Genomic DNA, 20,699 nt, shown 5'->3' on the forward strand with positions numbered 1-20,699 from the left:
CTCATTGATTACCACTTTATAGGCGTGGTATAAATCAAAGTTCCTGTACTGGACAGGCAAATTGCTTCCCCAAACCCAACGTCCTCCATTCGAGTAAATATATTGTGCAGAAGGCACGTAATAATAGGCATCTATGTCAGGAAAATAATAATAATCTACATGATTGTATCCTGTTGGCCCCCAAACCGGCTGAGAACCAATATTGATATTTAAGCTAACCTGTGCCTTTGCATTGTTTATGCTGAATAATGAAACCATCAGAACTGCAGCAAATAAAACTAACTTTTTCATAATGTTTTTTAATTAAAGGTTTCTTTTGTGTGTTTGCTGAGATAGACAATAGCTGTTTACGGTAGTTTAATTAAAGCAATTCCATTTAACATTCTTTAACTATATTTGCCTGCATAATACATTTAAAGGGATCATTTTAATATGAGTTTAGGAACATCCGAAAACAATTACGAACTCGTTTCAGGACTAGAAATCCACGTTCAGTTAAATACCAACACTAAAATATTTTCTGCTGATAGTGCATCTTTCGGGGCTTTACCCAATCAAAATATATCTACGGTTTCGCTGGCATTGCCTGGAGCCTTACCGAAGTTAAACAAAGAAGTAGTTGCAAAAGCCATCCGTATTGGCCTGGCTTTAAACTGTACCATTAACCAGACCAACCATTTTGATAGGAAAAATTATTTCTACGCCGACTTGCCAAAAGGATACCAGATTACGCAGGATAATCAACCCATCTGTGTAAATGGTTTTCTGGAACTTCAACTGGCTGATGGTTCTGCGAAGAAAGTCGGAATCAATCGCATTCACCTGGAAGAAGATGCTGGAAAAAGCATCCATGATCAGGATGATAACTATTCTCTGGTTGATTTGAACCGTGCAGGTGTTCCTTTAATCGAAATTGTAACCGAACCCGACATCCGCAGTTCGGAAGAAGCTTCTGTTTTATTAAGTGAAATCAGGAAACTGGTGAGGCATTTAAATGTAAGCGATGGCAATATGGAAGAAGGGAGTTTGCGTTGCGATGCCAATATTTCTATACGTCCGCAAGGTACTACGGAATTTGGAACACGTTGCGAAGTAAAAAACCTAAACTCGATGCGTAACGTACGTAGAGCAATGGATTTCGAATTTGGCCGTCAGGTAGAAGTGATGAGTAATGGAGGAAGAATTATTCAGAGCACATTGAATTTTGATGCTGATAAAGGCACTACATCGCCGATGCGTACTAAAGAGGAAGCGAATGATTATCGTTATTTTTCAGATCCCGATCTGCAACCCATTTACATTTCTGATAATTGGCTGGCAGAGATTAAATCTTTAATGCCAGCTTTACCAAATGAAATTTCTCAGCAGATGATTGCTGACTTTGGGATCAGTAAAGCTGATGCAGCGCTTTTTGCGGAAGACTTAGACCTGTTAAATTACTTTAACAAGGCACAATCGGCTGTTCACAACAAAAAAAGCTTAATTAATTGGTTAATCGGTCCAATTAGAGCTGTTTTAAATGAAAAAGGGATTACGATCTCTGATTTCAAAGTTAATCCCGCACAGCTGGCAGAATCAATTAATCTGGTTGATGATAAAAAAATCACACAGCAAATTGCCATCCAACAATTATTACCAGCTGTTGAGCTAGAAGAAAATGCAAATGTTACCGGTTTGGCGCAATCATTAAACTTACTAATCTCTGAAAACGGGGACGAATTAAGTAGTTTTATTGATGAAGTGTTAAATAAATACCCACAACAGGTAGAAGCGTACAAGAAAGGTAAAAAGGGCGTTTTAGGTTTGTTTGTTGGCGATGTAATGAAACTGGCCAAAGGTAAAGCCGATGCAAAAAAATTAAATGAATTAATACTTGAAAAACTGAAATAATGAGATTAAAACAATTGAGCCTGATCATGCTGATCGCGATTGCCTTCACTGCATGTAAACCCAAAGATAGCTTTACGATTGATGGAACTTTCCAAAACCCGGGTACGGAGAAGAAAGTATTTTTATATGGGATGCAGAATAGCAATATGGTTGCAATCGATTCGACCAATCTATCAGAAAAAGGTGAATTTAAATTCATCCGTAAAACCCCATCGGTTGATTTCTTTAGGGTATCGGTAGGTAACCATGAGTTTATGTTAATTGCAAAAAATGGCGACGATATTAAATTAGAGGCCGATTTGGCCGACAAAACAATGGCTTATAAAATTTCGGGGGCGAATGAGGTAGAAAAATTATCAGAACTGAATGCCATTAGAAATAACTTTGCCAAACAGGTAGAAAAACTACAGGCCGATTTCGAGGCAAAAGTAGCAACACAACCTCAAAACAGGGCAGCTGTGCTAGAATCGATGAAACCTCAGTACGAATCGTACATCAATCAATTAAACACGCAGATCATAAAATTTGCTAAAGACAACAAAGGTACGCTTGCCAGTTTCTATGCCATGAATACTTTGAGTCCGCAGGAATTTGAAGTAGAACTGGTACAATTTGCAGATGAAGTGAAAGAAGAAATTAAAGGCAATGCTACAGTTGATACTTTTGTAAAACAGATGGCACTTTTAAAAGCGGTTCAGGTAGGGCAGGTTGCTCCGGCATTTACCATTAATACAGCAGATGACAAACCTGTAAATTTATCAGACTATAAAGGAAAATACGTATTGATTGATTTTTGGGCATCGTGGTGCCAGCCTTGCCGTCAGGAGAATCCGAACGTGGTTAAGGTGTACAATAAATATAAAAATAAGAAATTTGATATCATCGGTATTTCGCTAGATACCGACAAGGCAGCATGGTTAGGTGCAGTGAAAGCAGATGGATTAACCTGGACACACGTTTCGGAATTAAAAGATTTTAACGGCGAAACGGTAAAAAAATACCAGGTACAGGCTATCCCAACTTCTTACTTAGTTGATCCTTCTGGAAAAATTATTGCTAAAAACCTGCGTGGCGACGAATTAGAGGCATTTTTAGCCAAAACGTTACTTTAAAACAAATTCCATGTTAAACTAATTTAAGTAATTAACAATTTCTTAACTTAGGCTTAACTAAATATTGCATCATAGACACTACTTTCGTAACAAATATTTAACTATGAACAACGCAGGTCAGAAAATATTAATTGTTGATGATGAACCAGATATTCTGGAGCTTATTGAATATAACCTTAAAAAAGAGGGTTATCAGGTTTTCACAGCTACCAATGGCCAAGAAGGAATTACTGTTGCGAAAAAGGTGCATCCAGATTTGATTATTCTGGATATTATGATGCCTAAAATGGATGGGATTGAGGCTTGCCGTTTAATGCGTGCAATACCCGAATTCAAGAATACATTTATGGTTTTCTTAACCGCCAGAAGTGAAGAGTATTCTGAAATTGCAGGTTTTAATGTAGGTGCTGATGATTATATCGCAAAACCGATTAAACCACGTGCTTTAGTTAGTCGCATTAATGCAATTTTAAGACGAAATACAGGAACAGAAGAAGTATCTGAAAACAAATTGGAAATTGGCGATCTGGTAATCGACCGTGAAGCTTATTTGGTTTTTCAAGGCGGTAACAAAGTGGTATTGGCGAAAAAAGAATTTGAGCTTTTATACTTACTGGCATCAAAACCAGGAAAAGTTTATACCCGCGAATCGATCCTTAAAAATATCTGGGAAGATTCAGTAGTGGTAACAAACAGAACCATCGATGTTCACATTCGTAAACTAAGAGAAAAATTGGGCGAAACTTATGTATCAACCGTAAAAGGGGTAGGTTATAAGTTTGAGCTTTCTTAAATTAATAAAAAAAAAGTTATCAGCCGTCCAGATTTAAAAATTTGGACGGCTTTTTTATGTTTTCCATTTCGACTGCTGTAGAGAAATTTGTTGATTCAGATTTCTCTATTTCGCTGCGCTTCAGTCGAAATGACGATTACCCGTGTTGGCAAGATGAATAATTAAGTACAACGTCGACTGTAAGAAAAAATAAAATCGTATTTTTGCGTTTCATTAATTACAGCACAGTTTGAAGTTTCCTAATTTTAAAGACCTTATTCTTTTCGAAGACAACGATTTTATTGTTATCAATAAACCTCCATTTTTAGCTTCGCTCGATGAACGCGGTGGATCTGGAGAAACCAATGTATTACGCCTGGCCAAACAGTATAGCGATGATGCACAGGTTTGTCACCGCTTGGATAAAGAAACTTCTGGTGCGCTAATCATTGCAAAAAATCCCGAAGGTTACCGCCACGCTTCTATGCAGTTCGAAAGAAGGAAAGTAAATAAAACCTATCATGCGGTAGTAGATGGGCACGTTATTTTCGATCAGTTAACAGTTGATCTTCCAATCTTGAACGATGGCAATAAAAACGTAACCATTGATAGGGCAGAAGGCAAAAGAGCTGAAACTATTTTCGATTCGTTAAAGTACTACAAACATTATACACTGGTTGAATGCAGGCCAATAACAGGTAGAATGCACCAGATCCGTATCCACTTGGCAACACAAAGGGCAGCCATTGTTGGTGATGATATGTACAAAGGGAAACCTGTTTTTCTTTCCTCAATTAAGAGGGGGTATAAATTAACCAAAGGCGAAGAGGAGCAGCCCATTATGAAACGTTTCGCATTACATGCCAGACATTTGGTTTTTAAAGGATTAGATGACAAAGATATTGTGATTGATGCACCATACCCAAAAGATTTTGCAACTTTAATTAAGTTATTGGATAAATTTGATGCATAAAACAGCCCTTTAAATTGGCTCGTTTCGTTGTTTTTGTTACTTTTGGCTTATTCGCCCTCTATTAAAAAACAATAGAATGTACATCAGATTTGTAAATTACCTTGATAAGATTAACCAATACCGAAAATCTAAAATATCAAACCGTAATTTCTTAATTATCCTTGCCGTAATTGTCGGGGTTTTAGCAGGACTTGCAGCTGCCGTTTTAAAAAGTTTAACCCATCATATCGAAGAATTTCTTCAATCAGACTGGCACTGGAAATATAAATACTACCTATACTTTATATTTCCGATGATCGGTATTTTTCTAACGGTTTTGTACATCAAATACTTTATCCGTAAAACAAAATTCGAAACAGGTTTAACCCCTTTACTTTATGCCATTTCGAAAAAATCTAGCAAGGTAGAAGCACATAATATTTATTCGCAGATTATTACCGCTGCCGTTACCGTAGGTTTTGGTGGTTCAACAGGTTTGGAAGCACCAATCGTTACCAGTGGATCTGCAATAGGCTCAAACCTTGGTCGTTTACTCGGTTTATCTTATCGCGAAATTACTATGCTGGTGGCCTGTGGCGCAGCAGCAGGTATTGCAGGAGCATTTAATAGCCCTGTGGCTGGGATTGTTTTCGCTATCGAAATTTTATTGCCTGAGTTTACCATTCCTGCGTTTATCCCGCTTTTGTTATCGGCAGCCACAGCTGCAGTAGTAGCAAGATTATTCTATACACAACAGCTTTTCTTTTTGGTTACAGAAGGATGGAAGGTAAACGCATTGTTTTATTATGTGATACTGGCTTGTTTCATCGGCTTATTCTCCATTTATTTTACAAAAGCCAATTATGCCGTAAAAGGATTATTCTATAAAATAAAACATCCTTACACCAAAGTTATTGTGGGTGGTTTAATGTTAGGCATTTTGGTTTTTCTATTTCCAACCCTTTACGGCGAAGGTTACATCACAATAAAAGGCTTACTAAAAGGCGATTACCAAGCGGTTATTAATAATAGTATTTTTGCTGATTACAATACCATTCCGGCTTTAGTAGTACTGTTTACAGTGGTAACCATTTTCATGAAGTCGATAGCAACTTTGGTTACCTTGGGCGCCGGTGGTAATGGTGGAACCTTTGCACCCAGTTTAATTATGGGCGGATTAATCGGGTTTATATTTGCTTATGTGGTAAATCTATCTGGTTTGGCGCAATTAAACGTTTCAAACTTTATTGTTGCAGGTATGGCCGCTGCTTTAGGCTCGATTATGCACGCTCCCTTAACTGGTATTTTCCTGATTGCCGAAATTACGGGTGGATATATCTTAATGGTACCACTAATGATTACCACTGCCATTTCTTACGCCATTAACCGCAGCTCTCAAAAACATTCTATCTACACCAAAGCATTGGCCGATAAAGGCGAACTATTATCACATGACGATAAAGATACGACTGTCTTAAATCAGATGAAACTAAAGTATTTAATTGAGAAAACTTATCCTCAATTACATATGAACGATCTAATTTCGGTTAAGATGACCGAGATTATGCAATCGCATAAAAACATTTGTGCTGTAACAGACGAACTAGGCGATTTTAAGGGCATCATTTACATAGAAGAACTATTTAATGAGATGATCAATCACCCTGATAAGGAAAACTTGCAAGCTTCTTATTTGGTACAACCTGCACCGAACGCCATTACAGAAAATGATGATCTGAAAATGGTATTGGAGAAAATGGAGCAAGATAATGTATGGATTTTACCTGTTTTAACTGCGCAGAACCAATATTTGGGTTTCGTTTCTAAAACTGCAATTTTTAATAAATACAGGGCATTGCTGATGAGGCAGAATGATTATATGGGATAACTCTAAATTCTCCAAGATCGTCATTTCGACCGTAGTGTTCCAAAGGAACTCCTTTGGAGGAGAAATCTTTTTATTTCAGTTGTCAGTCTGAACTCGTCGAAGACTTTATAATAGAAAACAAAAAATATTTTTCCTTCGACAGGCTCAGGATGACAATATTTTTTGTTTTCTAATTAATTTAAAGACATTTACACTTTATCTTACTCAGCTCTCTTTAAGCCGAATTTCTCGATTTTGCTGTATAAATGACTTCTCTGGATATCAATTTCATCAGCTGTTTTTGATACGTTCCAATTGTTTTTCTCCAGCTTGAATTTGATAAATTCGCGCTCTGCATGATCTTTATAATCCTGAAAATTATTGAACGAATCGAAAGAAGAAGCTAAGACTGATCCTCCTGCACCTGCAATCTGTGCACTAGTCGCAGCACCAATGTTTGTACCGCCGCCTGGATTAGCGAATGCACGTACGTCATTTTCAGTAATTACCTTATCGCTTAAAATAATCAAACGCTCAATCATATTGTGTAGCTCACGCACATTACCGGTCCAAGGCAAGGCTTGGAGTGCAGACATACCGCCATCATTTATTTTTTTAACAGGCATTCCATAATCACTGCAAATACTTTCTAAAAAGTTCTGTGCAATAACAGGAATATCATCGGTACGTTCCGTTAAATGCGGAACATGGATATTGATTACATTTAACCGGTGGTACAAATCCATACGGAAGTTACCATCTTCAATTTCTTTCAATAAATCTTTATTGGTTGCCGCTAAAACACGAACATTTACTTCAATTTCCTTTTCACCACCTACACGCGAAATTTTATGCTCTTGTAAGGCACGTAAAACTTTTGCCTGGGCAGAGAGACTCATATCGCCAATCTCATCTAAAAATAAAGTACCTCCATTAGCCAGTTCAAATTTACCGATGCGTTGTTTAACAGCAGAGGTAAATGAACCCTTCTCGTGCCCAAACAACTCACTTTCAATCAGTTCTGATGGAATAGCCGCACAATTCACCTCTATTAAAGGGCTATCGGCACGGTTCGATTTTTCGTGTAACCAACGGGCTACCAATTCTTTACCACTACCATTTGCACCAGTAATTAATACACGGGCTTCGGTAGGAGCAACACGCTCTATGGTTTCTTTAATTTTAGAAATGCTTTCCGATTCACCTAAAATCTCTCGGGTTTTACTGGCTTTACGTTTTAAAACCTTAGTTTCGGTAACTAAATTTCCGCGGTCTAAACCGTTACGGACCGTAATTAATAACCTGTTTAAATCAGGTGGTTTCGAAATAAAATCGAAAGCTCCTTTTTTACTGGCTTCAATGGCAGTTTCAACTGTTCCATGACCAGATATCATAATGAATGGCAAATCGGGTTTAATGATCTGTGCCTGCTCGAGCACTTCCATACCATCCATCTTATTCATCTTGATATCGCAAAGTACCAGGTCGAAATTTCCTTTTTTGATCATTTCGAGGCCATCGATACCATTGTCGATATCTTCAACATCGTAATTTTCGTACTCCAGAATTTCGCGTAAGGTACTCCTTATCGCGCGCTCATCGTCAATTATTAATAATTTAGCCATTAGAGATGTATTCTTTTATTTGAAATGCGAATATATTATTTTTTAATTAATGTATAGTTTTTTATACAATTAATACGCTATAAACCTAAAAAGATGGGAAAGGTTTTTAATAAGCATAATCCATTTTGAACTTACTTAAATCGGGCTTCTGTTTTTTAGCTCTTTTTAGTTCCAATTCGTAAATCGTTCTTCCCAGATTTTTCATGAAAGGGAAACAAACCGTTTCGTACTCGTATTTATTGTCGTTGAAGATACCATCCTCATTGCTCTGCACAACTGCGGTTAAGAAATATTCAATTCCGTTTTTAAAATCAACAAAATAGGAGTTATCGATAATGTAGCCGTAACTATCGCCATATTTATTGAAAATGCGGATATCTGGATCTGGCGTTACGTGTTCTCTACCATAATACAACATCTTGGCATAGGTTGGCCAAAACGCTTTCGGATCGTATTTAGGAAAATCACTTTCCGTTGGATACTTGCTCATGTAAGTATAAATGAGTTTATAATCTTCTTTGGTAAGGTTAAATCTTTCTTTAGCCGGAAAAGCTTCAGGAAAAATCAATTTCTGCATGAGTTTCTGTTGATCGTTAATAGCGAAGGCATTTTTCCCCGCTAAACTGAAAGGTTTGTTTACCAGCTTGTCGGTGCTGTCCATGTATCCGGTACCCATTACCAGGTTGCTTAATTTCAATTCATACGCTTTTGGATCGTACTGCGCCGGTTGATCATACACCAATTGTTCACCATTGTAAAATTTGATCGGATTGGTATGTTTCGCCGATTCTCCTGCATCGCCAATGGCCAGGCGGTTTAAAATGCGGCTATCATTTAATCCATTTGCCCTTAGTTTTTCGTTAATTTCTGCCCGGCCGATAAATTCGAATAAACGGTTAAAAGCATCATTATCACTGGTAAGCAAAATCTTTTTAACATAGTGTTCTATTGATGGAAGTCCATTTTTGGCACTCGTATCCGTTAAAACCTTCGTTTGTCCTTTATAGGCACTATCGGTAATCATAGCGCTTTTAATTGTTAAGCCTGTACTTTTTAACCGGTTTACTTTTTCTAAAGCAAAAATGACTGCAGCCAGTTTAACCGTACTCGCAGGATAAAAATAATGATGCGGATCTAGATTGTAACTAAAGGTTTTAAATGTGGGTTTATGCTTCGCATCTCGGTTAACCTGCGTATAAAGAATCTGGATCTGGTTTTGATCAGCATGATTGAGTACGGCAGAAAAAAGTTCTGGCCTGGTTTCCATCATTTTCTTCAGAAAAACAGTATCGGTTTTTTGAGCCATAACAGATAGGCTTATTAATGAAAATGTAACAATTAATATTCTTTTCATAAGTGAAAATTTGATTCCTAATTTAGCCTTTTCTGTTAAAATCACCATTTTCCATCATCCATTTTACATGTTGTTTAATTTTGCTACTTTTGCAGCGCTTTTGGTTTCCGGCTTTACACCCGGAATTAAAAGGGAATACAGTGTAAATCTGTAACTGTCCCGCAGCTGTAAGCTCCTTAACGGATTTCCAATCAATCTGCCACTGTTCCGACTCGTCGGGATGGGAAGGCCGGAAACCCGGGAGTAAGTCAGAAGACCTGCCTTAGCATTATATTTCATAGCTTTCGGGGATTGAAGCTAAGGGGTGATGTACTTACGTATTCGTATTTCATTTCTTTTCCATCTGTTGGCTGTGGGTTAAACTCACAATCAAAATGACAAGTAAACATTCTGCCTACGTGGGCACAATGCAGTTTTTTCTATATTCTTCCATTTTATGGACAGGATTTCTATTGCCTTTAAATGCCAGGGCACAAACTGACAGCAGCAAAAAAGCAACGCAACTGAAAGAAGTTCAGATTATCGAATACCGCTTAACGGAGCAAAGCAAATCGCCTACACCTGTACAGATTTTATCTGCCGAAGACCTTAAAAGAATCAATAGCTTATCTGTTGCTGATGCCATACGCTATCTTTCAGGTGTGCAGTTGAAAGATTACGGCGGAATAGGTGGGATGAAAACGGTGAATGTACGAAGTTTAGGTACCAATCACACCGCAGTTTTTCTGGATGGAATCCAGATCAGTAATGCACAGAACGGTCAGGTAGATTTAGGAAAATTCTCGCTGAACAATCTCGAAGAAATTTCTTTGTACAGTGGCCAAAAGCCCGAATTATTGGTTCCGGCAAAAAGTTATTCGGCTGCAAGCAGTATTTATCTCAAAACCAAAGATCCCGATTTCGAAAAAAAACAAAATCAAAAAATAGAACTGGGTTTAAAAAGCGGATCGTTCGGTCTGATCAATCCTGCTCTCGTTTATCAATATAAGATTAATGAAAAGCTAAAGGCGAGTATCAATACCGAATATATACATGCCGATGGTAGATATAAATTCAGGTATACCAATGGTGTTTTCGATACCACTGCAGTAAGAAATAATGGGGATGTAGAGCGCTTTCGTCTACAGGCTGCATTGTTTGGTAAGTTTAGAAATGGGAAATGGCACGCGCAGGCCTATTCATTTTTGTCAGACAGGGGATTACCAGGTGCAATTGTAGCCAACAGGTTCGATTTTACGCAAAGAATATGGGATCGCGATTTCTTTGTTCAGGGGAGCGCAGAGAAAAGTTTTTCTAACAAATTCACCATTATGGTAAACGGTAAATATGCTTATATATATCAACGTTACCTCGATCCCGATTATGTAACTACAGCAGGTTTTTTAGATAACCGGTTTAAAGAGCAGGAGGCTTACCTATCGATTGCTGCCAAGTACAAAATCAATGCGGTTTGGGAGGCCGCTTATGCATCTGACTATACCTTCCAGACTTTGGATGCCAATATTTACAGGTTTCCTTATCCAAATAGAAATACTTTTTTAAATGTTTTAAGCTCATCCATAACCTTTGAGCAGCTTAATATCCAGGCAAACCTGCTCAGCACAACCGTAGTCGATCGGGTAAAACTTTATTCCTCATCGGGTAACAAGCAGGTTTTTAGTCCGACCGTTATGCTCTCCTGGAAAGTGTTAAAGGGTAAAGACATCAGAATCCGTGCATTTTACAAGGATATATTCAGGATGCCCACCTTTAACGATCTATACTATACTTTCATCGGCAATACCCAGCTAAATCCAGAGTACACTAAACAGTATGATATTGGCGTAACCTATTTCAAAAGCTTCAAAAACCAGAAGATAAAATTTATCGATATCCAATCGGATGTTTATTACAACCGCGTAAAAGATAAAATCGTAGCACAACCTGGTGCCAACCTATACCGTTGGATAATGTACAACATTGGTCTGGTTGATATACGTGGTTTAGAGCTTAATGCAAAAACAGCATTCGAACCACTTAATGATTTCATGCTCAACATAGGCATCAATTATACTTACCAGCAAGCTGTGGATGTGACTTCAAAACTCGAAGAGACTTATAAAGATCAAATTCCTTACATCCCTGAAAACAGCGGTTCTTTTTTAGCCCGCTTAGATTACCATAGTTGGCATGCCAACTACGGCTTTATTTACACCGGATTCCGTTACAACCAAAAAGCAAACAACATTTACAATTACATGGAACCATGGTACACCCACGACGCAGCAATTGGTTATGAGTTTAAATTAAAAAAAGTAAGTGTAAACATCAATGGCGAGGTAAATAACCTGCTTAACCAATACTATGATATTATTCCAAACTTCCCAATGCCTGGCAGAAACTACAGATTAACCTTAACCTATAAATTATGAGGTATTTAAAGTTTCCGATATATATATTGGTTTTTCTTATGGCGATTATCAGCGCCTGCAGAAAAGATCCGCAGCCTTTACCCTCCGAAATTACGAAGGTAGAACCAGAACCAACATCGGGCATTAAAGGTTTTTACCTGGTGAATGAGGGCAACATGAACATGAACAAAGCCTCGTTAGATTATATGGATCTGGTAAACGGTATTTACACCCGTAACCTATACAACCAGGTTAATCCTGAAGTAACCAAAGGTTTGGGCGATGTGGGGAATGACATTGGCAGATACGGCAGCAAACTTTATGTAGTGGTTAACATATCGAACAAGGTTGAGGTACTGAACATTAAAACCGGCAAAAAAATCGGACAGATTAATATTACCAATTGCCGTTATATTACATTCAATAATGGAAAAGCCTATGTAAGTGCCTATTTGGGTAAAGTTGGCGATCCGAAGGCACCTAATGGGATTGTAGCCGAAATTGACACCACGGCACTAAGGGTAAGCCGTACCATCGAAGTAGGCAGACAGCCCGAAGAAATGGCCATTATAGGTACCAAACTTTACGTAGCCAATTCAGGAGGCTATAGTCCACCAGATTACGAACACACCGTTTCGGTAATCGATCTTCCCAGTTTTACTGAAATTAAAAGGATTGAAGTTGCTATTAATCTCAGCCGTGTAAAGGCCGACCGCTATGGCGATCTGTATGTTACTTCAAGAGGAGATTATTACACTATTCCCGCTAAACTTTTTGTAATCGATACCCAAACCGATCAGATTAAAAAAGTATTCAATATTGCGGCCAGCAACCTCGTGATAGATGATGATTACGCCTACATCTACAGCACCGAATGGAACTACATTGAAGGCAGGAACAGGATTACGTACAACATGATCAATACGAAAGATGAAACCGTGATGGATCGCAAATTCATCAGTGATGGCACTGAAAAAGACATTAAAATCCCTTACGGAATCGCCGTTAACCCAGCTAGCAAAGATGTTTACGTAACCGATGCCAAAGATTACGTTAGCCCCGGCAAATTACATTGTTATAGTCCCGAAGGACGATTAAAATGGTCGGTTACTACGGGCGATATCCCCGCACACATAACATTTACAAATTAAATATACACCATGAGCAAACTTTACAAAAAACACATTTTGATTATCCTGGCTGTAACAGCCATATCCATTTCTGCCTGTAAAAAAGATAGAACAGAAATAGTGGAAAAAAAACAGATCATTACAGATATCAAAGGCGTTTATATACTCTGCGAAGGATTAATGGGTAGTGGCAACAGTGCCATTTCTTACTATGATATTGCGACAAAAGCAGCAGTAGCCGATTATTACAAACAGGTAAATGGTACATTGCTCGGCGAAACTGCAAACGATTTAGAGCAATATGGCAGTAAGATGTACTGTGTTGTAGCAGGCATACAAGGTACCAAACAATCTTTTCTGGATATTATCGATATCAAAACCTGCAAATCGCTAAAAAGGATTTCTTTTAATTCCACAACGGATGGTTATATACCAAGGTTTGTTGCCTTTTATAAAAACAAAGCTTATGTATCGCGTTATGATGGCAAAGTGAGCCGTATCGATACTGCTACAATGGCCATTGATGGTGAAGTATTGCTTTCAGAAGGCCTTGAACAGCTGGCCGTAGCAAACGGAAAGTTATATGTGTGTAATTCATCACACCCTTTTTATCAAAATGGAGCTAAAAACAAAGTATCGGTAATTGATCTCGAAACCTTTACTAAAACAAAAGACATTACCGTAAATAATAACCCGGTAAGAATACAAACTGCTGACAATGGTGATTTATTTGTGGTATGCTGGAACGATTATATCATCAATAACAACCCCTCAGTCGATAGAATTAATAGTGTCAGCGATACCAAAACAGGTTCGTATGGTTATGATCTGGGCATAATTGCCATTAATGGTTCAACTGCTTATGTAGCTAAAGATATTTACTCCAATCCTGAAATTAAATCGTTTAATACTGTAACTGGTGCCATTGGTACAAATTTAATTACAAGTGGTCAGAACATAAATATACCCTACGGATTAACTATAAATCCATTCAATAAAGAAGTGATCGTTGCAGATGCTAACAGTTATGGTAGTACCACAGGATCAGCATATTGTGTTGGAACAGATGGAAAAGTAAAATTCAGTTTTGAGACTGGCGCATTGCCACAACATGCTGTATTCAATTACAATTATAAATACGAATAAAAAGCACATTAACAATTACACACAGAATAAACACGATTACAAAACACATAAATGAAAAAAAGTTACCTCATATTAATGCTTGGTGTTGCTACACTGGCATATAGCTGTAAAAAAGATAATGAAGCCGTTCCTGATGTTAACCTCTTTATTAAAGGAGAAACGATGACCGGACAAGTGAATACCAAAACTGCCTTTGCAGCTGGAACAAATAATGGAAAAGGCTTTACTCACCAATGGAAACTTGATGGCACGGTGGTAAGCAGTACTTATAACTACGACTTTACTCCATTAAAAGCTGGCACTTATGTAATTGAATATACTGCAAGTAACAGCGCAGGATCATTTTCGCATAAATACACGGTAAGTGTCCCGGTTCCTGTGGTAGAAATCACTCCAAACAGTTCAAAATTTATCATTACTGTTTTTGAATATTTACCTGCACCTGGCCAGTTTATTAACGAAGGTTTAGGAAGCCTAGCAGGTGCACAAAAAATTATTGGCGATGTAAGTAAAACCAGTATGGTTACCCTTGGCGGTTTTGGGGGTTATGTGATTTTCGGATTCGATCACTCGGTGGTAAACAGTACAGGGGCCGACCTCGCCATTTATGGTAATCCGATCGGTGGTACAACTCCTTTTGCTGAGCCAGGGATCGTAATGGTGAGTCAGGATGCGAATGGAAACGGTAAACCAGATGATGAATGGTATGAGCTTGCCGGAAGCGAATACAATAACCCACTTACGATTAAAAACTACGAAATTACCTACATCAACCCGAAAGGTTTTGCCAATGTAAGCTGGACAGACAATCTAGGCGGCAGCGGAACCTACGATGTAAACAATTTTCACAAACACAATTTCTACCCTGAATTTGCCCCTAACCAGGAAAAATTAACATTAAAAGGCACCTTGCTTCCATCCACCTGGGGCAAAAACGGCAGCATTTTCATTAACAGTGCATTTGCATGGGGTTATACCGATAGTTGGTCGATAGGGGATGATTATGCCACCAAAAGATACAACAGCTTTGATCTTGATTGGGCCGTTGATCAAACAGGAAAGAAAATCGCTTTGAAGACCATCGATTTCGTAAAAGTTTATACCGGGCAAAGAGAAAAAGGAAATACACTCCTTGGAGAAGTTTCAACCGAAGTTAAAGGCGCAGTAGATCTGGGCATTAAATAAATAGCTGATGAAAATAAAATCAATAGTAATCTTAGCACTTTTATCTGCTGTACTTCTTTCCTGTAAGAAGGAAAATGCAGTTGATAAAGATGGGGAAGGAGATAAACCTACGGTTAACCAATCGCCATACCTCAATAAAATATATGAATTTAAACAAGCTCCAGGGCAGTTTACCAACGACCTTGTTAAAACCGATATCCTAATTGGCAACGCAGGTAATGGCTTGGTTTCACTAGGAGGCTTTGGCGGTTATATTATATTCGGCTTCGATCACAGTATAACCAATGCAACTGGAGCAGACCTTGGGATTTACGGCAATCCGCTTATCGGTGTTGGCATGGAATTTTCAGAGCCAGGCATTGTATGTGTAATGCAAGATCTGAATAAAAACGGTTTGCCTGATGATGTTTGGTATGAACTTGCCGGAAGTGAATATAACGACCTCGCTACAATCAAGAATTATAAAATCACCTATTACAAACCATCGAAATTAACTGATGATGTCCGCTGGACGGACAATCAGGGAAAAGAGGGACTTGTATTGAAAAATCAATTTCACACGCAAGATTATTTCCCCTCATGGGCTACTACAAATGAAATTTCTTTCACCGGAACCTTGGTCAAAAATACACTCACTCCAGGAGAAATCATTACCAATAAACCATTGAGCTTTGGTTACGCCGACAATGGATCGAGCGAATATATAAGCCTACAGGAACAATTTGGCAGAGGATACAACACCTTCGATATCGATTGGGCTGTTGATGCCACAGGTAAAAAAGTAACCTTAAGCAATATCGACTTTGTAAAGGTGTACACGGGCCAAAACAGTAACGGTAATCCCTTTAGTCCAGATAATGATAACGACCGTTCGCGCTACATTGGTGAGATTTCGACGGAATTCGGTGGAGCGGTTGATCTTAAACTTTTAAAAAATAAATAACACCATATATTAGAATGAAACAATTCAACTTTAAACAAATATTCGTAGCTGCAGCACTTTTAACAACGGGTCTTTACGCTTGTAAAAAAGACAATGTAAATTATATAGAGATTGATCCAGTCGCAGGAAAATATGATAACGGCTTCTTTGTAATCGGCGAGGGATCTTACGGACAGAGCGCAGGTGCAGTAAGCTTTTACCGTTATGGCGATGATACCCTTTCGATCAGGGCATACGAAAAGGAAAACCCAGGAAAAATATTATCGAATACAGCCAAAACCAGCACCTTACAATTTGCGTCGATAATTAACGGTAGCATTTATTTGATGAGCAAAATAAACGGGCCCATTGTAAAAATAAACGAGCAAACTTTAAAAGAAGAGGCCAGATATGTACAAGAAGCCAGCAACTGGAGAAGTATTATCCAGGTTGATGGGAGCAGAGGCTTGGTGAGTGCAAATGACGGCGTATATCAAATAGACTTGAATACACTTACCGTTCAAAATAAACTAACAACTGTTGGTGCTGTAAATACAGGCGATATATTGAAAAAAGGAGATAACATTTATTTGTTACAGAGTAATGGAGCAAAAATCATCTCCTCGAGCAATTACTCATTGGTTAAAAGTTTCTCGAACATTAACCGTGGATTCGCACAAACACCAAATGGCAAAGTTTGGGCTTCAACAGGTAGCCGTTTAATCGCAATTGACAATAATTTAGATACTGCAGGTATTGCCTTAACAGTAGCTTTAGGATCTTTCGGTCTTGATGCACCAACGCGTATTACCGCGTCAACCAAAGAAAATGCAGTTTTTTATCACGCTGGAAAATCAATTTATAAATACGTTGATGGTGATAAAACATCGTTATCGCAACCATTTATCAATATTACCGAAGATCCTTTTATGGTATACGGTGCTATCCGTTACGATCGGAATAAAGATTATATCGTAGTTAACGGAATCCAGGGCTATGGCGCAGCTTCTACTGTAAATTATCTACTCATCTATAATGCATCAACTGGTGCTTTGGTTAAAAAAATCAAATACGGTGGTGATGGAGTAACAACTGATTTTAGTAAAATCTATTTCCCTGATTTAGCCATATTTCATTAAAATATCATTCAGTAATTACCTCTCGAAGTTAAAGGTCTGCCAGTGGTGCAGGCCTTTTTTTATGGTTTCGCTAGTCCTAAAGCTAAACCTGTTATACAATTGATTAGGTATCAGGAAGTAATAGCTACACATTTACCTCGCATTTTGTTCGGGTACTATTGTCACAACCCTGTCTTAAGTCCGAACCAACCCCGAACCAACTCTGTTTTAACCATATGCCATTAAGACGCTAAACTGTTTCTTAATCGTTCTCCATTCTCTCCGCTCTTTTTACTACATTTGCGCTGCTTTTGGTTCCTGATGTAAAATCGGGATTAAAAGGGAATACAGTGTAAATCTGTAACTGTCCCGCAGCTGTAAGCTCTATAACGTTTTTCAATCCATAAGTCACTGTTCCGCTTATCAGGCACGGGAAGACAGAAAAACGGGAGTAAGTCAGAAGACCTGCCTTTAGCATTTAATTTCATAGCTTTCGGGGATTGAAGCTAGGATTGAGATACTTAACGTTTTTCGTATTTTCATTTCCTTTTCTATCTGTTGGCTGTGGGCAAAACCACAATCAAATGAACAAAAAAAGAATGCTAACTGTAGCCAGTTTAGGGCTAGCGCAGTTAATGATTAGCCAGGTAGCTAATGCTCAGACACAAGACAGTCTGCAGCTTAAAGATGTTGTAATTTCTGCAACTAAAAACGATCAAAAACAATCACAAACAGGTAAAGTGGTAACCATTATCAGCCGCGAGGTATTAGAACGCAGCAACGGCAAGTCATTGCCTGATTTATTGAGCGAGCAAGCTGGCATCGTTATCAGTGGGGGAAACAGTAACCAGGGCAAGGACAAAAGTATATTTACAAGGGGTGCACTCGGTGGCTATACCTTGGTTCTTATTGATGGTATCGTACAGAATGATCCTGCAAGTATTAGCGGAACTTTCGATTTACGTCTATTCTCAATCGATCAGATTGACCATATCGAAATCCTTAAAGGTGGCCAGTCTACCATTTATGGATCTGATGCCGTTGCGGGAGTAATCAATATCGTCACTAAAAAGGGTGGACCTAAGGGAAATACCATTTACGGTGTAGCCAGTGCCGGAAGCTTCGAAACTTACAAAGGAACGATCGGCTTAAATGGTGGTGTAGAAGGTTTTTCATACAACATCAATTATACCCATTTGAAAACCGACGGAATTTCCGAAGCCGCGGTACCACCAGGAAGTGCAGCTATATTTGATAAAGATGGTTTTAAAACTGATGGTTTAAACGCGAATTTCGGGATCAAACTCGACAAACATTTCTCAGTTAATCCTTTCATACGTTATTTCTATGGCGATTATAAAATAGATCAGGATGGATTTACCGATGGTTTACCTTCCAATAATTCTATTTTAAAACAGTTTAGTGCAGGCTTTAACGCTGAATATAAATTCAATACCGGTAAAATAACGCTAAATTATAGCCATCAAAGCAACTCGAACGATGTAAAGTCTAGTTATGCAGGTTTTCCAAGTAATTTTTTAAACTTCGGAAAGCTTAATGTGGTTGATCTATTCTACAACCAGAAATTAGGCAATAAATTAGATTTATTGGTAGGTATCGACGATAGAAAAATGAAGTTGATTACCGATACCAACAACCCAACAACTAATATATTCGCCGCTTACGGATCATTGTTTTTACATGATTTAAGCATTTTTAACCTCGAAGTAGGCGGACGTTACAACAAACACGATCAATATGGCGAAAACTATACTTATTCGATTACTCCAAGCGTTAACATCATTAAAGAAGTAAAATTATTCGGAACAGTATCTACTGCATTCAAAATCCCTACGCTTAATATGTTGTTTGGTCAATATGGTGCCAATCTGGATCTGAAACCAGAAAAATCTCAAAATTATGAAGCTGGCGTAAACCTAAATATCGCTGAAGAGGCCTTTACTTTACGTATTACAGGTTTTAAACGTGATTTAACTGACGCCATTGTTTATACCACAGGTTATTTTAATCAAGGCGACCAGAAATATAAGGGTTTTGAAGTAGAGCCTGCAACCAAATTTAGTGTATTTAATGTTAACGGTTATTATGCTTTTGTAGAAGGGAATACGGGAATAACCAATTATTTAATCCGTAGGCCAAAACACACCTTCGGCATTAATGCAGGTGCACAAGCAACTAGCAATTTATATGCAAGTGTTAACTTCCGTTATTTTGGCAAACGTTTCGATACCAATTTTATATCTTATTTAAATGAAGAAATGCCATCATACTACTTGTTAAATGCATATGTAGAATATGCTTTGGCTAAAAAACGTGTAAAAGTATTTTTTGACGCAAAAAATATCCTGAACAAAAAATATAGCGAAATTATTGGCTACAATACACCTGGCTTCAACTTTAATACAGGCGTAAGTTTTAATATCCGCTAATAAAAATTTAACTTTGCTTAAATATTAACCAGAAATAGCATGTCTCATTTAAAATTTAATCCACGTACTTTAATTTTGTTGTTAATGATATTGGCAATAACGGCTTTACGTTTGCTGGTAACATTCAATTCAGATGAATTAAAGTTTGCCAATTTTTCATCAATAGGAGCGGTAGCTTTATTTGGAGGTGCATATTTTAAAGATCATCTTAAAGCATTTGCTTTTCCGCTATTAAGTTTATTTTTAAGCGATTTGGTACTTTATACAACCATCTATAAACAGTATGTAGATATGTTTTTAGTTCAGGAACTTTGGACATACCTTGCAATTGCATTAATGGTTTTAGCAGGTCGTTTCTTATTAAAGAATGTAAATATTGCCAGCTTATTCCTATCTACAATCGTAATTGTATTCATCCATTGGATTGTAAGTGATATCGGTTCATGGTATAAAAACCCATTGTATACACAAAACTTAAATGGTTTTATAGATTGCTTAATTAAAGCCATTCCATTTGAGATCAGATTCTTAGAAGGAACAATAATTTATGGTGCTTTGCTTTTTGGCGCTTTTGAAATTTTAAAAGCGAAATACCCGGTATTAAAACTGCAAACACAAGAGTTGTAGCAATATCCATTGTTAATTATAGCATAGAAATCCTCTTTTGAATCAAATCAAAAGAGGATTTTTTATAACTTAGGGCTTACGTCACGCTGTCCCGAATGTTAGGGATCAGCATCTACTAAGATGATATGACTTTAAGGATATCTGACGTTAAGAATAGAG

The 20,699-nt window shown here is 37.8% G+C and carries 15 protein-coding genes, 1 pseudogene and 2 riboswitches; of the genes and pseudogenes, 13 read left to right on the forward strand and 3 right to left on the reverse strand.

Annotated elements, in window-relative coordinates:
• A pseudogene (locus ASU31_RS24950) lies at positions 1-291 on the reverse strand (hypothetical protein); the annotation flags it as partial.
• A 141-nt stretch (positions 292-432) separates the two neighbouring features.
• Between ASU31_RS24950 and gatB the strand changes: the two are divergent.
• From gatB to ASU31_RS24975, 5 genes are all read left to right on the forward strand, one after another.
• On the forward strand, positions 433-1,890 hold the full coding sequence (gene gatB / locus ASU31_RS24955) for an Asp-tRNA(Asn)/Glu-tRNA(Gln) amidotransferase subunit GatB (RefSeq protein WP_057934964.1): 1,458 nt from the start codon (positions 433-435) through the stop codon (positions 1,888-1,890).
• Positions 1,890-3,002, forward strand: coding sequence for a TlpA disulfide reductase family protein (locus ASU31_RS24960; protein WP_057934965.1), 1,113 nt, complete (start codon positions 1,890-1,892; stop codon positions 3,000-3,002). Before gatB ends, ASU31_RS24960 begins: the two co-directional genes overlap by 1 nt.
• Before the next feature lie 103 nt (positions 3,003-3,105).
• Positions 3,106-3,795, forward strand: a complete 690-nt coding sequence (locus tag ASU31_RS24965; protein ID WP_029274338.1) for a response regulator transcription factor — start codon at positions 3,106-3,108, stop codon at positions 3,793-3,795.
• A 229-nt stretch (positions 3,796-4,024) separates the two neighbouring features.
• Positions 4,025-4,747 (forward strand): RluA family pseudouridine synthase, encoded by a 723-nt coding sequence (locus tag ASU31_RS24970; RefSeq protein ID WP_057934966.1) that lies wholly within the window; start codon positions 4,025-4,027, stop codon positions 4,745-4,747.
• 76 nt (positions 4,748-4,823) lie between these two features.
• Positions 4,824-6,614 (forward strand): chloride channel protein, encoded by a 1,791-nt coding sequence (locus ASU31_RS24975; protein WP_057934967.1) that lies wholly within the window; start codon positions 4,824-4,826, stop codon positions 6,612-6,614.
• 200 nt (positions 6,615-6,814) lie between these two features.
• Here the strand turns inward: ASU31_RS24975 and ASU31_RS24980 are convergent, their stop codons facing one another.
• Together ASU31_RS24980 and ASU31_RS24985 are read right to left on the reverse strand one after the other, a co-directional pair.
• Positions 6,815-8,218 carry a sigma-54-dependent transcriptional regulator gene (locus ASU31_RS24980; protein WP_057934968.1) on the reverse strand — a complete coding sequence of 468 codons (1,404 nt, stop codon included), beginning with the start codon at positions 8,216-8,218 and terminating at the stop codon, positions 6,815-6,817.
• Between the two features lie 106 nt (positions 8,219-8,324).
• Positions 8,325-9,572 (reverse strand): serine hydrolase, encoded by a 1,248-nt coding sequence (locus ASU31_RS24985; protein WP_057934978.1) that lies wholly within the window; start codon positions 9,570-9,572, stop codon positions 8,325-8,327.
• Between the two features lie 83 nt (positions 9,573-9,655).
• Positions 9,656-9,851: riboswitch (cobalamin riboswitch) on the forward strand.
• A 95-nt stretch (positions 9,852-9,946) separates the two neighbouring features.
• On the opposite strand from ASU31_RS24985, the gene ASU31_RS24995 reads away from it, so the two are divergent.
• From ASU31_RS24995 to ASU31_RS25030, 8 genes are all read left to right on the forward strand, one after another.
• Positions 9,947-11,983, forward strand: coding sequence for a TonB-dependent receptor plug domain-containing protein (locus ASU31_RS24995; protein ID WP_057934970.1), 2,037 nt, complete (start codon positions 9,947-9,949; stop codon positions 11,981-11,983).
• Positions 11,980-13,113 (forward strand): YncE family protein, encoded by a 1,134-nt coding sequence (locus ASU31_RS25000; protein WP_057934971.1) that lies wholly within the window; start codon positions 11,980-11,982, stop codon positions 13,111-13,113. Before ASU31_RS24995 ends, ASU31_RS25000 begins: the two co-directional genes overlap by 4 nt.
• Before the next feature lie 9 nt (positions 13,114-13,122).
• Positions 13,123-14,238 (forward strand): YncE family protein, encoded by a 1,116-nt coding sequence (locus tag ASU31_RS25005; RefSeq protein ID WP_057934972.1) that lies wholly within the window; start codon positions 13,123-13,125, stop codon positions 14,236-14,238.
• A 51-nt stretch (positions 14,239-14,289) separates the two neighbouring features.
• Positions 14,290-15,423 (forward strand): hypothetical protein, encoded by a 1,134-nt coding sequence (locus ASU31_RS25010; RefSeq protein ID WP_057934973.1) that lies wholly within the window; start codon positions 14,290-14,292, stop codon positions 15,421-15,423.
• A gap of 7 nt (positions 15,424-15,430) precedes the next feature.
• Positions 15,431-16,366 (forward strand): hypothetical protein, encoded by a 936-nt coding sequence (locus ASU31_RS25015; RefSeq protein WP_057934974.1) that lies wholly within the window; start codon positions 15,431-15,433, stop codon positions 16,364-16,366.
• Between the two features lie 14 nt (positions 16,367-16,380).
• Entirely contained in the window at positions 16,381-17,484 is a 1,104-nt protein-coding gene (locus ASU31_RS25020; protein ID WP_057934975.1) for a DUF5074 domain-containing protein, read from the forward strand.
• Between the two features lie 274 nt (positions 17,485-17,758).
• Positions 17,759-17,950, forward strand: a riboswitch (cobalamin riboswitch).
• Positions 17,951-18,047: 97 nt separating this feature from the next.
• Complete coding sequence (locus tag ASU31_RS25025; RefSeq protein ID WP_057934976.1) at positions 18,048-19,913, forward strand: TonB-dependent receptor plug domain-containing protein; 1,866 nt, start codon at positions 18,048-18,050, stop codon at positions 19,911-19,913.
• A gap of 39 nt (positions 19,914-19,952) precedes the next feature.
• Positions 19,953-20,540 carry a DUF6580 family putative transport protein gene (locus ASU31_RS25030; RefSeq protein WP_057934977.1) on the forward strand — a complete coding sequence of 196 codons (588 nt, stop codon included), beginning with the start codon at positions 19,953-19,955 and terminating at the stop codon, positions 20,538-20,540.
• The last annotated feature ends 159 nt before the right edge of the window (positions 20,541-20,699 follow it).

The sequence above is a fragment of the Pedobacter ginsenosidimutans genome (assembly GCF_001442625.1).
GTDB lineage: Bacteria > Bacteroidota > Bacteroidia > Sphingobacteriales > Sphingobacteriaceae > Pedobacter > Pedobacter ginsenosidimutans.

What these genes read in the sequence shown, in the direction of transcription:
- ASU31_RS24980 (WP_057934968.1), bottom strand. Translation starts at nt 8,218, where the DNA reads ATGGCTAAATTATTAATAATTGACGATGAGCGCGCGATAAGGAGTACC.
- ASU31_RS24975 (WP_057934967.1), top strand. Translation starts at nt 4,824, where the DNA reads ATGTACATCAGATTTGTAAATTACCTTGATAAGATTAACCAATACCGA.
- ASU31_RS24995 (WP_057934970.1), top strand. Translation starts at nt 9,947, where the DNA reads ATGACAAGTAAACATTCTGCCTACGTGGGCACAATGCAGTTTTTTCTA.
- ASU31_RS24965 (WP_029274338.1), top strand. Translation starts at nt 3,106, where the DNA reads ATGAACAACGCAGGTCAGAAAATATTAATTGTTGATGATGAACCAGAT.
- ASU31_RS25005 (WP_057934972.1), top strand. Translation starts at nt 13,123, where the DNA reads ATGAGCAAACTTTACAAAAAACACATTTTGATTATCCTGGCTGTAACA.
- ASU31_RS25020 (WP_057934975.1), top strand. Translation starts at nt 16,381, where the DNA reads ATGAAACAATTCAACTTTAAACAAATATTCGTAGCTGCAGCACTTTTA.
- ASU31_RS25030 (WP_057934977.1), top strand. Translation starts at nt 19,953, where the DNA reads ATGTCTCATTTAAAATTTAATCCACGTACTTTAATTTTGTTGTTAATG.
- ASU31_RS25010 (WP_057934973.1), top strand. Translation starts at nt 14,290, where the DNA reads ATGAAAAAAAGTTACCTCATATTAATGCTTGGTGTTGCTACACTGGCA.
- ASU31_RS25025 (WP_057934976.1), top strand. Translation starts at nt 18,048, where the DNA reads ATGAACAAAAAAAGAATGCTAACTGTAGCCAGTTTAGGGCTAGCGCAG.
- ASU31_RS25015 (WP_057934974.1), top strand. Translation starts at nt 15,431, where the DNA reads ATGAAAATAAAATCAATAGTAATCTTAGCACTTTTATCTGCTGTACTT.
- ASU31_RS25000 (WP_057934971.1), top strand. Translation starts at nt 11,980, where the DNA reads ATGAGGTATTTAAAGTTTCCGATATATATATTGGTTTTTCTTATGGCG.
- ASU31_RS24985 (WP_057934978.1), bottom strand. Translation starts at nt 9,572, where the DNA reads ATGAAAAGAATATTAATTGTTACATTTTCATTAATAAGCCTATCTGTT.
- ASU31_RS24960 (WP_057934965.1), top strand. Translation starts at nt 1,890, where the DNA reads ATGAGATTAAAACAATTGAGCCTGATCATGCTGATCGCGATTGCCTTC.
- gatB (WP_057934964.1), top strand. Translation starts at nt 433, where the DNA reads ATGAGTTTAGGAACATCCGAAAACAATTACGAACTCGTTTCAGGACTA.